A 12,934-nucleotide genomic window follows, 5' to 3' on the forward strand; every position below is an offset into this window, starting at 1 on the left:
TGTGAATATTTATGTGGGAACTCCTGCTAAAAAGTCAGATAACTTTAAGGTTCCAGGATTGAGACAGAAAAACCCGAATGATTTAATCCTGAAGAAGCTCAGATTGAAGAAGTAGTATAAAGAGAAGTTATGTGTCCGCTTGTGTGATATAAGGATAAAAATCTAAGCTTCCAGGGAGTGCTATCAAACGTGCAAAAGGTTGATGCTATTTTTAGCGGCGTGTAAAGAATTTTTCGCATTTTCAAGTATTTTCATTTTTATTGACCAAATTGTCGGGACGTTTTACAATTTTCTTCAACGGAGGAGGTTTTCATGAAAAAGTTTTTGTTAGTTTGTCTGGTTTGTGCGGTGCCCTTAGGGGCTCAAGTATCTAATTTGCTCCTAAATCCGGACTTTGAATCGTGGGATACCTCGTCTGTTGGGCAAGATTCAATGCCAAGGTTCTGGCATCTGTCCGTAAGAGGAACGCAGGGTGGAGTTTCAGCGAATATTAAAAAGGTGGAAGGATTTGAAGGTTTCGGCGCAAAACTTGCTGTAGTAGGTGATACCTCTGGTTACGATGCCAGCTTTTATCATATCGTTTATGGAATTGATACCTTGCCTTTTGCGGATGATACCTTTCTCTTGAGCATTATGGTGAAAGAGAATTCACCTAACATTTCTGGAAGATTCTATTGCTACTGGCAGGACTCAATAGGTAACATTGTTGGCAGTGCTGTCTCAAGTAGCTATACCACCGATTCTCTTGATTGGCAGGAAGTTTCGTTAAAAACAACGAGGCCTGATTCTACTGCGGTAAGATTTAAGTTTGATTTAAGAATTTATAAATACAGTACGGTCGAGGACTCAATAATTGTTGATAAGGCCTATTTCGGTCCTCTTGTGGTTTCGGTTTCTGAAAGAACAAGTTTGGACATAAAAATTCCGTCAACTGCGGTTAGTACCCTTCCCATTGAGTTTTCTGCTATTAAGCCAACAAAGGTTGATCTTTTTCTTTACGGTGTTGATGGAAGAAAACTGTCTACTCTTTATAGTGGATTGGTCAGCGGAGTGTTGAGAAAGGAATTCTCACTGGGTTACCTGAAACCCGGAGTTTATTTTGTCGTAGCGGATGCGGAGGGGACAAGGAAACAATACAGGGTAATAAAGTTTTAATCGTAGGTAAATGGAAATTCGAAAGGTGGGGGGCTTCCCGCGCGGAAGCCCCCGCCTTTCGAATTTTGGACGTAATATGTATTAATTGGCCTTAGGTATTAACCAGCCCCGAATCGCAGTTAGCCATGCTTTTGAAAAAGCAGTGCGGATGATTATTTCCACGAAGTTTCAGGGGAATCTTGACATTTTACTACATTAGATAAGTCAAGGAGGTTTCAAAAATTACTGTGTATAAGTTTCGCAGAGGGATAACGTCTGTGAGAGAGGTTTTAACTCTCATTTTTTTTCTGGCAAAATGGAGCAACTTTTAATGACCTTTCAAACTTCAGGCATTAATATATTAAGTGTTCTTGCACTTTTTACTCTAAAAGGAGTAGTTTGATATGGAGGATTTGAAAGAGGTTGTTGATAAGTTGCTTAAGAAGTTTAACGAAAACCGGAGTCCGGAGTGTGAGGCAAAAATTCTTTCTATGGATAAAGATTCTTTGTTCGTTGAATTCTCAGGTACTGCCGCCTCATGCAGTTGCTGTTTTGACGAGCATATACAGGATTTTATCTATTATCTTAGAGATTTTACAGGAATGAATTTTGAAATAACGGAAATGAAAAGGCCCAACTTCGGTATATTCTTGGCAAAATTTGAAAAGATCGAGATTTAATCTTATCTCGGGATTCCCCTGGGTGGAATTACATCATGAGAGATTTTCAATCTGGCAAGGCGGGCACGCTTTACGGTGAAGTCACCATAGGTATCGTTTATTTTGTCAATGGAAAATTCAAGTCTTATTTCTTTCTCTTTGTTTTCAAAAAGCGAAAATTGTAGTTTCAAAGGCTTAAGGGCGAATACAGAAACTCCTATAAGCCTTACAGGCTTAATTTCAAGTATTCTGTTTAAGAGAAAGAGTGCATTTCGGTAAATTTCGGTGCTGGTAATGACGGGTTGTGAGAATTTCTTTGAAATCCCACTGCCGGTAAAATCTGAATATCTCATATATACTGAGACTCCGTACCCCATAAGATTATTTTTTCTTAATCTTTTGCCTGTTTTTTCACATAGGTATAATAGATAAGCTCGGATTTCATCAGGGTTTACGACATCTCTTGGGAAGGTCTCAGAGTGCCCGATACTTTTCATCTGAAAACTATTTTCTACGAGGGTAAAATATCCTGCATCCTTTCCCATTGCCATGTCTTTGAACCACTTTCCCCTTATGCCGAATTTTCTTACCAGAACCTCCTCGTCGGTTACCCACAGGTCTCTTACTGTTCTTATTCCGATGGACCTCAGGGCTTCCGCGCTTCTTTCACCAATACCTGGTATTTTCTCAACGTCTAATTCGCCGAGTTTCTCAAGAATTTCTTCTTCCTTTAATTCCATCAGCCCATCAGGTTTTGATAACTCGCAGGCCATTTTAGCTATAACCCGTGATGGCCCGATTCCAACGGTTAGTGGAACCTGGAAATGTTCTTTTATATATTTCTTAATTTTCTTAGCCACCTCTATAGGCTCTGGGATGCCTGTTACGTCTATAAAGGCTTCGTCTACAGAGAAAACCTCCACCTTTGGAAAGTTTAATTTTAGGTAATCCATTATGGATTCAGAGATGTAGGCATATTTTACTATGTCGGCAGGTATTAACACTATGGAAGGACAAAGATCCTTTGCCTTGTAGGTAGGCATCCCCGCTTTGACTCCATATTTTCTCGCTTCGTAGGATACTGAAGCAACCACACCGTGTCTCTGGGCACCGGTTACAACACCTACGGGTTTTCCTTTAAGTTCGGGGCGCGCAGCGACTTCGCAGGATACAAAGAAGGCGTCCATATCTACAAGGAGAAATTTTCTACTCATGGATTATTCCCTCCAGCTTCCATTCAAGGGTTTCGTGGTCAAGGGCAAGAATGTACCTGTTTATGCCGTCTGATGAAGAAAATCTGGTGATGAGATTGCGTCCAACTCTCTCTTTCCATGTAGCATCGGGTTTTTTAAGTTTGATTAGGTTTCCTGAAAATTCAATGTAGACGGGGTATACGGTACCTGCGCTGTTGAACCTGGCAATTACATTAACTTTTCGGTTAAGGGTCTCCATGATGTATACAATTGTATACTATATGAGGTGTTTTGTCAAGAGAGTAGGTTTGTGTTGCAATTAGAAGTTAAAACCTTACAAGATTTGGGCGTCATGAATTTTAAAGATCCGAGATAGTGGAGCAAAAACTATGTTAAAACTACTTTTAACCTTTCAGTTTTTTTTCAAGGATTTCCTTTACGTGGATAGGGTTTCCGCTTCCTTTTAGCCTTTTCATGCACTGACCCAGAATAGCCTGAAAAACCCCCGTTTTGCCCGAAAGATATTTTTCCACTAATTCTTTTTGTTCCTCTAAGACTTCATCAATTATCCTTTCCAGTTCATCTTCGCTTAGTTTCTTTGAAGATTCTGCGAATTCTTCAATACTCTTTGAAAGAGGCACACCCTTTTCAAAAAATCTCGTAAGAGCTTCTTTTGCTTGATTGTTGTTTATTTCTTTAATTTCCAAAGAGTGAGCCAGTCTTATAAATTCAGTTGGTTCCAGGTCTTCAAATTGACAGGTTTTGCCTATGTACGCTGGAAAGATCACGGTAAGCCAGTTGGCAACCAACTTTTTATCCTTTACTTCTCTGGCAATCTTGTCGAAAAATTCAGAGTATTCTCTGTCGAAGGCAATCAGTTTTGCCTGTTCAGGTGAGAGTTTGTAATTTTCAATGTACCTTGTGTATTTCCTATCGGGTAATTCCGGCATTTCGGCTTTAACTTCTTCTATGAATTTTTCATCAAGAATAAGGACAGGCAGATCGGGCTCAGGGAAGTATCTGTAGTCCATGCTCTCTTCCTTTGTTCTCATAGGTCTTGATTCACCCGAGTATTCATCCCACATTCGTGTTTCCTGGTGAATTTTCCTCCCTTCCCTTAAAAGTTTTTCTTGTCTTTCCCTTTCATAATTGAGTGCCTCATAAACTGCTTTAAAAGAGTTGAGGTTTTTCAGCTCCACCTTGGTGCCGTAAATCTCTGGATTCTGGGAAAGGGAGATATTTGCATCGACACGGAGTTCACCTTTTTCCATATCACAGTCAGAGATTTTTAAATATCTGAGGTAATCGCGGAATTTTTCAAGGAAAAGTTTAGCTTCAAGAGGGGAAGAGATGCATGGCTTTGTAACGACTTCCAGCAGAGGAATTCCACTTCGGTTAAAATCAAGTAACACTTCACCCTGAGGAGTATGAATGGACCTTGCAGCCTCTTCTTCTATGTTCATCCGTTCAATTTCAATCCTTTTTATTTCATCGTTTACATTGATATCAAGGTAGGCTTCTACTGCAATGGATTCACTGTACTGGGTAATTTGATATCCTTTAGGAAGATCGGGGTAGAAGTAGTTTTTTCTGTAAAATCTCGAATGCTTATTGATTTTTGCGTTGAGTGCGAGGGCGACTTTGAGAGCCATCCTCACCGCTTCTTCGTTTAATACGGGTAGTACGCCGGGGTATCCGAGACAAACGGGGCAAACGTTGGTGTTGGGGATTACACCGTACTCATTTTTGCACCCACAGAAAAGCTTTGTTTTAGTTTTTAATTGAATGTGGATTTCAAGGCCTATCTTCGTATAGTAATTTTCCTGCATATAAAAATTTTACAGGTCTTTTGAAAGACTTGAAAAAATCATGTAAAATTAAAGCAGTACAGGAGGTTATATGGATATTCAAAAACCTTTTGAAATAGAGTTGGATGAAAGCGTTGCCCAGGGCGTTTACTCTAATATGGTGATGATTTCCTTCTCACCCAGCGAATTTGTTATTGACTTTGCCAAAATCCTCCCGGGGCTGCCGAAGGCCAAGGTCCAGTCGAGGGTTTTGATGACCCCACAGCATGCAAAATTGTTGTTGAAGGCTCTGGAAGACAACATCAAACAGTACGAGGCAAAATTTGGAGAAGTTAAACTCTTTGGAATGGAGCAGAGGAAGATGGGTTTTACCCCAGAGGAAAAGTAGTGAATGGTTATAAAAGGTATAGTGGAATACGATGGAACTGACTTTTACGGATGGCAAATCCAGAAAGACCAGAGAACGGTTCAGGGCGTGCTAAAAGAGGCGCTGGAGACTCTTTTTAAGGGCGTTGACTTCAGGCTAATTGGAGCTTCCAGAACAGACGCAGGAGTTCATGCGGAAAATCAAGTTTTCAGTTTGCATATTCAACAAGATTTGGAGGTTGAACTTCCCAAACTAAAAAGGGCTCTGAATGCGATTTTGCCTCCGGATGTCTATGTAAAATCTCTTGAGTTTGCATCCGATGATTTCCACGCAAGGTTTTCTGCGAAGGCAAAGATTTATAGATACAGGATATTGGATGGCAAACGTTCGCCTCTCAGATCAAGATACGTATGGGAGTTGCCATACCATTTGGATGAAGTGGTCCTTTCACAGTGTGCAAAGTTAATAAGAGGTGAAGTAGATTTCTCCTTCCTTGAAATGGTTAAAGAAAAGGAGGTTAAAAAGGTTAGGTTTTACGATGCGTATTGGAAAAGGGAAAAAGATGAGATGGTTTTTTATGTAGAGGGAAGCCATTTCCTTTACCGGCTGGTAAGGGCCCTTGTGGGTTCAATGGTTTATTCGTACAAAAAGTTTAGTAATTGTAAGTTTTTTGAAGAATTTTTGCGTGGTAAAGAAAAAAAGGTTATTGTGGCTCCTGCAAAGGGATTAACTCTTTTGGAAGTCAAATATTAAAAGGAGGACTGTAATGAAGATCTTTGTGGATACTGCAAACATAAGAGAAATTGAGGAACTTGCTCAGTGGGGGATCATTGAAGGTGCAACCACAAACCCTACGCTCCTTTCTCAGGAAGGGGGGGACCCGGTCAAAGTAATTAAGAGAATTTGTGAGATTTTGAAGGGTCCGGTTTCTGCAGAGGTGGTCTCCACTGATTACGATGGAATGGTACGGGAGGCAAGAGAACTTGCAAAAATTGATGAGCACGTTGTTATAAAGATACCCATGACCGTCGATGGTTTGAGGGCGGTAAAGACCCTGTCTAAGGAAGGGATTAAAACAAATGTGACCCTAATCTTCCAGCCTGTGCAGGCTTTGCTCGCAGCTAAGGCAGGGGCGGCCTATGTATCTCCCTTTGTGGGGAGACTTGATGATATAAGCCATTACGGTCTTGACATCGTAGAACAGATTTTACAGATATTTGAAAATTATGGCTTTGAAACCGAAGTAATCGTAGCTTCTGTAAGACATCCACTCCACGTCCTTGAAGCTGCACTTATGGGAGCGCATATTGTTACAATTCCACCGAAGGTTATTAGACAACTTGTGAATCATCCACTTACGGACATTGGAATTGAGAGGTTTCTTAAAGATTGGGAAAAGTTAAAAGGGAAATAGTATTTAAGATGACCCTCGAAGAAAAAGTTGGATTAACTATTGCCTTTCTCCTTTTTCTTCTGATTGGAGGACTGTTTCTAACACGAGATTTTAATATCCGCAAAAGCAGGACCTACTACGAAGCAATTTTTGATGGCCCGGTTAACATCAGAAAGGGAGATGCGGTAACGGTTCTTGGTGTGCCAATGGGCAAGGTTTCCGATGTTCGGATTGAAGGGAACAGGATTGTTATAATTTTCTTCACAGAGAATTATAAATTGAATGAGGGATCTCAGGTTATTCTCGAGTCCTCCGGACTTCTGGGTCAAGTAAGGCTTCTTGTGATACCTGGGGATGGCAAACCTTTGAAACAAAGATACCGATTTCAGGGGTTAAAGATGAAGAGTTTCGATGACCTTGTGAGGGAATTTTTGAATCTTTCCGATACCCTTGTAAGCTTTTTAGCTGAAATGGAAAACACTTTTAGGGAGATGAAACCTTTAGCTATGCGTTTAGACCGAACTCTTGCTGAGGTTGATGAGATGATAAGGGGATTGAAGGACACCGCATTTGTTGCAATCTCTCAGCAGAATGATAACATCACGACGGTTTTGAAGAGGCTTGATGCAGTGCTGATCGAAGCTGATTCAACGATGAAAGCTTTGAGAAGGAATCCCATATTATCGGATGATTCCCTTTACAGTAAAATTGATTCCGCTTTTGAGATTATGCAAATAATTTCACAGGAACTTAAGAAGGGTATTGAAATAAAAGCCAGACTTAAACTATTCTGAAATGGCTAAACCACAAAAAGCAAAGTCCTATTTTGTTTGCTCTAACTGTGGGTATGAGAGTGTGAAATGGCTTGGCAGGTGTCCAAATTGCGGTGAATGGAATACATTTAAGGAGTTTAGAGACCAGCCTTTGTATCCAGGTGGAAAATCTGGTGCACATAAGGTAATGAGAATCAGCGAAATAGAGACTAAGGAGTATGCTAAGGTTCCTACGGGCATCTATGAATTTGATAGGGTTGTGGAGGAAGGAATTACCCCTTCAAGTCTGATATTGCTGGGAGGTGAACCCGGCATCGGTAAGTCAACTCTTTTACTACAGATAGCGAAGGCTATAACTGACAGGGGGCTGAAAGTACTATATGTTTCAGGCGAGGAATCCCCTGAACAGGTAAAAGGTAGGGCGTCTCGTCTTGGTATTTTTAGTGATCTTCTGTACATAATAGGTGAACAAGACATCTCCGAAATAATGGCGGTTGTCGAAAAAATTGAACCTTTTTTGCTTATCATTGATTCTGTTCAGACAATTTTTATGCCTGAGATAGAACAAGTTGTGGGAAGCGTAACCCAAGTAAGGGAGTGTGGAGCAGAACTTCTTCGGCTTACGAAGGAAAGGCTTATGAGTACCATTATCGTTGGCCATGTAACCAAGGATGGCACACTTGCGGGTCCGAAAACATTGGAGCACATGGTGGATGTTGTGTTATATCTTGAAGGCGAGAAGGGCTCGGATTTAAGAATTTTGAGATGCACAAAAAACAGGTATGGTAGTTCTGATGAAATAGGTATATTTGAAATGACTTCCAGCGGTTTAAAAGAGGTGAGTGATGCAGCTACACTATTTATTTCAAAGGACCATGTGAGGAAGGAAGGAATTGCTTACACTGTCCTTATGGAAGGGAAAAGGCCAATACTTGTGGAAATTCAATCTCTTGTACTCCCAACTTTTTTCCCTTCTCCCCAAAGGGTAACTACGGGTTTTGATACCAAAAGACTTTACATGCTTCTTGCGGTTGTTGAAAGGTTTGCTGGGGTAAGCTTGAGGAGTATGGACATATTTTTGAATGTGACAGGAGGAATAAAGGTTGGCGATTCCTCCGCTGACCTTGCAGTGGTGGCTTCTGTCATATCTTCTTATAAAAAGAGGGCTTTGCCTGAAAATGCCGTTTTTATTGGGGAAGTTGGACTTGGTGGAGAGGTGCGTAGGGTTGTAAACCTTCAAAAAAGAATTGAAGAAGCCAGAAGGCTTGGTTTTATAAACGTGTTTTCACCATTAGAATTTAAAAGTGTTGAGGAGGTTGTTAGGCTATGTCTTGGATAAATGTTCGGCGTATTATCGTATTTATTTTGTTGTTTGGTCTCATCAGTTTTGTGGGCATAAGAGTTCATCTGCTGTCTCCTTATTGGACAATAGCCATTGCCTTTCTCATTTCCTACTCTGTTATTGCACTTGAAAAGCTTCTTTATCGCAGGACGTTTAGAGAGGTTGCAGTATTTCTTGCAACGATTATCGCAGGTTCACTTTTTGGGACTTTTATCGGCTTTTTAATTATTCAATTTCCTGCTTTTAGAGGACCTGAGACCAGAGGATGGATATTTCTTATTACAAATACTGCAGCAATATACCTTTTTGTGGCTTATGTTCTGTCCAGAAAAGACGAACTTATCAAAACCAAAGAAAAAACCAGGGGTGAGATAAGAAAAAGCACGAAACTTATTGATACAAGTGCGCTAATTGATGGAAGGATTGTGGATATGGTGGAACTTGGATTTCTTGAGGGTAATCTTGCAATACCTGCCTTTGTGTTAAAGGAACTTCAAAGTATCGCAGATTCTAAGGATCCTGATAAGAGAGAGAAGGGAAGGCGGGGCATGGAGATGCTGGATAAGTTAAAAGAATTGCTGAAAGATAAATTATTGATTGTTCGTGAGGATATAGTAGGTAAGCACGATGTAGATGAAAAACTCATTGAACTCGCAAGAAAAACTGGAGCCAAGCTTATTACTACTGACTATAATCTGAAAAAAATTGCAGAACATCAGGGTGTTTTTGTTTTAAACGTTAATGAACTTACGGAGAGGTTAAAGTTGCCATTAAATTCAGGGGATTTAATAAAGATCAAAATAGTTCGTGAAGGTAAGGAAAAGGACAAGAAGCAGGGAGTTGGGTATCTTGTGGATGGAACTATGGTGGTTGTTGATGGAGCCAATTCTTATATAGGTCAGGAGATTGAAGTCGTGGTCCACTCTGTTTTGCAGACAGAGACTGGTCGAATTGTATTTGCTAGACTGAAAGGAGAAATGTAATATGAACCCTTTTCATACCGCTTCGGAAGACGAGATTAGAAAGGGGTTAACTACTGACGTATATTTTAAGCGGACTGTGGAAATCTTGCGGCACAAAAACGTAAAGAAATCAGTGGTGGCCGAGTTTACCGTAGGGTCTTTACCTGACGGATATCAGTGGGCCGTTTTTGCAGGATTGGAATATGTTGTGAAGCTACTTGAAGGAATTCCGGTAAACCTGTATTCAATACCAGAAGGAACATTATTTAGTCCAAGGGATTTTGAAGGAATCCCCGTGCCGGTAATGGTTATCGAAGGTGAATATTCTTCTTTTTCTGAATTTGAAACTCCTGTTCTTGGTTTTATATGTCAGGCGTCCGGTGTAGCTACGAAATCTGCGAGAATAAAAAAGGCTGCTGGTGACTCGATTGTATTGTCTTTTGGAGTTAGGAGAATGCATCCAGCCCTTGCTCCTTTTATTGATAGAAATGCCTATATCGGCGGTTGTGACGGTGTTTCTTCTATATTAGGAGCTGAGGCTATAGGTAAGAGACCAACAGGTACCATGCCCCACGCTTTAATGTTGGTTATGGGTGAAGAAGAAGCTTGGAAGGCTTATGATGATGTGATTCCTCAGGACATTCCAAGAATTGCCCTTATTGATACTTTTGGTGATGAAAAATTTGCCGCATTGGAAGCAGCTTCCAGAATAAAAGATCTCCTTGGTGTTAGACTTGATACTCCAGCATCCCGAAGGGGTAATATGGAGCGAATTGTAAGGGAAGTCAGATGGGAGCTGGATTTGAGGGGGTTTGAGAACGTGAGGATTTACGTTTCGGGAGGACTTGATGAGGACGACATTCCGCCTCTTAAGAAGGCTGGCGCCTTCGGGTTTGGCGTGGGAACATCTATTTCCAATGCTCCAACCATTGATTTTGCAATGGACATTGTGGAAGTTGAGGGGGCACCGCTGGCCAAAAAGGGCAAGTTCAGTGGTAGAAAGAAAGTATGGAAATGCAGTCATTGTCAAACTCTCAAGGTTACTTCTAATAGTGTTGACTCTGTTAGTTGTTCCTCTTGTGGTGAGAATATGGAGCTTACGCTGATACAGTATCTGGAAAATGGAAAGGTGGTACGCTCATTACCAACTGTTGATGAAATAAGAAGTTATGTTTTGGCACAGCTTCAACGGGTTGATCTTCAAGTATGAAGAGAATTGTTGTCCTTGCCTCTGGAAACGGGAGTAATTTTGAAGCCATTATAAAGGCTATAAGGAAACATGGTTGGTCCATTGAGTGTGTCTCTATGATTACCGATAACCCTTCCGCCCGTGCGATAAAAAGGGCGCATAGGCTTAAGGTTCCTTATGTTATTCTGGATTACAAGAGTTTTGAAAGTAAGAGGGCTTATAATGAGGCTCTGCTGAAAAAACTTGAAGAGTTAAACCCCGACCTTATTGTCCTTGCAGGGTATATGAGAATTCTTCCCTCCTTTATCGTTGAGCGTTTTAGATGGAAAATTGTGAATATACATCCTGCTATTTTGCCAGCTTTTCCCGGTTTAAATGCTATAGAAAGGGCTTACAAGGCAGGGTGTAGAGTTGTGGGAATAACTATTCACTATGTAGATGAAGGTGTTGATTCTGGACCAATTATTGAACAGGCCTGTATTAAGGTGAGGGATGGTGAGACCCTTGGAGGCGTTGAGCGTAGAATCCACAGATTAGAACACAAAACCTATCCATATGTGATCAAAAAATTGCTGCTGGGAGATTGATATGAAACCTTTCGCGCTTGTCAGTGTTTATTATAAGGAGGGCGTAGAGGAACTCGTACATGCCTTGAAGGAAGCGGGCTACGGCATTCTTTCAACGGGAGGAACCCTTAAATACCTGAAGGGCAAGGGATTTGATGTTACCAGTGTTGAGGAAATAACGGGCTTTCAAGAATCCCCGGGAGGAAGAGTTAAAACCCTTCACCCTGGAATCTTTGGTGGTATCCTTGCTCGAAGAAATAATAGCGAGGATTTACAATTCCTTGAAAGACATAACTTTCCCCTTATAGATTTTGTTGTTGTCAATCTGTATCCTTTTAGTGAAAAGTTAAATCTTGACCTTGAAGCCCTTCTTGAATTCATTGACATCGGAGGAGTTTCACTTATAAGAGCTGCTTCAAAGAATTACTTATGGGTCACCCTTGTTTGCGACCCTTCAGATTATAAATGGGTTTCAGAGAAAATTAAAAATGGCAGTTTGTCTATTGATGATAGAAAAAATCTTGCCCTCAAAGGATTTAGAAAGGTGATTGAGTATGATAGTGAGATTTACAGCGAGCTCTCGAAGAGATTTGAAATGGATGATGTCTTTATTGCTGGAGCTTTTTATAAGGCCTTTGACTTAAGATACGGTGAAAATCCACACCAAGAGGGAGCGGTTTTTTACAATTCTACCTTTAAAGATACTTTTTTAAAGAGGATTGAACTTCTCTGGGGCATAGAGCTTTCATATAATAACATTCTCGACCTTTACTCCGCGTGGCAGGTAGCAGATGAGTTTAAAGATCCAGCCTGTGCTATAATCAAGCATAATGTCCCCTGTGGTGTGGGAATTGGAGAAAATCTGGAAGAGGCTTTCTGGAAGGCTTTGAAATCAGACGAAGAATCTGCCTATGGCGGAATTGTTGCCTTCAACGGTTTAATAGATGAAAAACTTGCCAGTTTGCTAAATGACTTCTTTTTTGAAGTTCTGGTGGCACCCGACTACGAGAAGGAAGCTATTGAAATTCTTAGGAAAAAGAAGAAAAGAAGAGTTGTAAGGGTGAAGGAAGGAGGCCACTTTCCCTTGGAATACCGATTCGTGGATCGGGATTTACTCGTTCAAAAGAAAGACACGAGGGAATTAAAAAGAGAGGATTTGAAGGTAGTGGCAGGGGAGTTTGATGAAAGCTGGTTTAAGGACGTTTATTTCGGTGATAAAGTTGTTAAACATGTAAAGTCTAATGCCATAGTCCTCGTTAAAGATGGAATGACCGTGGGAATCGGTGGTGGTCAAACGAGCAGGGTGGAGGCTATGCGAATTGCTCTTAGAAAGGCGGGAGAAAGGGCAAAGGATTCAATCCTTATTTCTGATGGATTTTTCCCTTTCAGTGATAGTATAGAGCTTGCTCACAGCCATGGGATCATGCTTGTCGTTGAGCCGGGAGGCTCTAAAAGAGACCAAGAAGTAATTGATAAAGCAAAGGAACTGGGAATCAACCTTGTTTTCACTGGAATAAGGCGATTCAGGCATTAGCTTGGAAATTTTTT

The 12,934-nt window shown here is 40.8% G+C and carries 14 protein-coding genes; 11 read left to right on the forward strand and 3 right to left on the reverse strand.

What is annotated here, in order from left to right; translation table 11 throughout:
* The first annotated feature begins 312 nt into the window (after positions 1-312).
* The gene (locus QMD82_06740) at positions 313-1,155 is read left to right on the forward strand and encodes a hypothetical protein (protein MDI6851611.1); all 843 of its coding nucleotides are present in this window, start codon (positions 313-315) and stop codon (positions 1,153-1,155) included.
* Between the two features lie 383 nt (positions 1,156-1,538).
* Positions 1,539-1,814 (forward strand): hypothetical protein, encoded by a 276-nt coding sequence (locus QMD82_06745; GenBank protein ID MDI6851612.1) that lies wholly within the window; start codon positions 1,539-1,541, stop codon positions 1,812-1,814.
* A 2-nt stretch (positions 1,815-1,816) separates the two neighbouring features.
* Here QMD82_06745 and QMD82_06750 read toward each other — a convergent pair whose 3' ends face one another.
* The 3 genes from QMD82_06750 to gatB all read right to left on the reverse strand — a co-directional run bounded on the left by QMD82_06750 (position 1,817) and on the right by gatB (position 4,815).
* Positions 1,817-3,007: a DNA polymerase IV gene (locus QMD82_06750; GenBank protein MDI6851613.1), complete on the reverse strand. Its 1,191-nt coding sequence runs from the start codon at positions 3,005-3,007 to the stop codon at positions 1,817-1,819.
* Positions 3,000-3,245 (reverse strand): hypothetical protein, encoded by a 246-nt coding sequence (locus tag QMD82_06755; GenBank protein MDI6851614.1) that lies wholly within the window; start codon positions 3,243-3,245, stop codon positions 3,000-3,002. Before QMD82_06755 ends, QMD82_06750 begins: the two co-directional genes overlap by 8 nt.
* Before the next feature lie 145 nt (positions 3,246-3,390).
* Positions 3,391-4,815, reverse strand: coding sequence for an Asp-tRNA(Asn)/Glu-tRNA(Gln) amidotransferase subunit GatB (gene gatB, locus QMD82_06760; protein MDI6851615.1), 1,425 nt, complete (start codon positions 4,813-4,815; stop codon positions 3,391-3,393).
* Positions 4,816-4,885: 70 nt separating this feature from the next.
* Between gatB and QMD82_06765 the strand changes: the two genes are divergently transcribed.
* The 9 genes from QMD82_06765 to purH are packed head-to-tail and all read left to right on the forward strand — an operon-like array spanning position 4,886 to position 12,920.
* The gene (locus QMD82_06765) at positions 4,886-5,182 is read left to right on the forward strand and encodes a DUF3467 domain-containing protein (GenBank protein MDI6851616.1); all 297 of its coding nucleotides are present in this window, start codon (positions 4,886-4,888) and stop codon (positions 5,180-5,182) included.
* 3 nt (positions 5,183-5,185) lie between these two features.
* On the forward strand, positions 5,186-5,914 hold the full coding sequence (gene truA, locus QMD82_06770) for a tRNA pseudouridine(38-40) synthase TruA (GenBank protein ID MDI6851617.1): 729 nt from the start codon (positions 5,186-5,188) through the stop codon (positions 5,912-5,914).
* A 13-nt stretch (positions 5,915-5,927) separates the two neighbouring features.
* A complete protein-coding gene (gene fsa / locus QMD82_06775) occupies positions 5,928-6,575 on the forward strand; it encodes a fructose-6-phosphate aldolase (protein MDI6851618.1) in 648 nt (215 codons plus the stop codon).
* Positions 6,551-7,348, forward strand: a complete 798-nt coding sequence (locus QMD82_06780) for an MlaD family protein (GenBank protein MDI6851619.1) — start codon at positions 6,551-6,553, stop codon at positions 7,346-7,348. Before fsa ends, QMD82_06780 begins: the two co-directional genes overlap by 25 nt.
* A gap of 1 nt (position 7,349) precedes the next feature.
* Positions 7,350-8,666 (forward strand): DNA repair protein RadA, encoded by a 1,317-nt coding sequence (radA, locus tag QMD82_06785; protein ID MDI6851620.1) that lies wholly within the window; start codon positions 7,350-7,352, stop codon positions 8,664-8,666.
* The gene (locus QMD82_06790) at positions 8,654-9,652 is read left to right on the forward strand and encodes a hypothetical protein (protein ID MDI6851621.1); all 999 of its coding nucleotides are present in this window, start codon (positions 8,654-8,656) and stop codon (positions 9,650-9,652) included. Before radA ends, QMD82_06790 begins: the two co-directional genes overlap by 13 nt.
* Position 9,653: 1 nt before the next feature.
* The gene (locus QMD82_06795) at positions 9,654-10,841 is read left to right on the forward strand and encodes a nicotinate phosphoribosyltransferase (protein MDI6851622.1); all 1,188 of its coding nucleotides are present in this window, start codon (positions 9,654-9,656) and stop codon (positions 10,839-10,841) included.
* Positions 10,838-11,407: a phosphoribosylglycinamide formyltransferase gene (gene purN, locus QMD82_06800; GenBank protein MDI6851623.1), complete on the forward strand. Its 570-nt coding sequence runs from the start codon at positions 10,838-10,840 to the stop codon at positions 11,405-11,407. The genes QMD82_06795 and purN overlap by 4 nt, the downstream gene beginning before the upstream one ends.
* A 1-nt stretch (position 11,408) precedes the next feature.
* Entirely contained in the window at positions 11,409-12,920 is a 1,512-nt protein-coding gene (gene purH, locus QMD82_06805) for a bifunctional phosphoribosylaminoimidazolecarboxamide formyltransferase/IMP cyclohydrolase (protein MDI6851624.1), read from the forward strand.
* The last annotated feature ends 14 nt before the right edge of the window (positions 12,921-12,934 follow it).

Source organism: bacterium (assembly GCA_030019025.1).
Lineage (GTDB): Bacteria > Hydrothermota > Hydrothermia > UBA1063 > UBA1063 > UBA1063.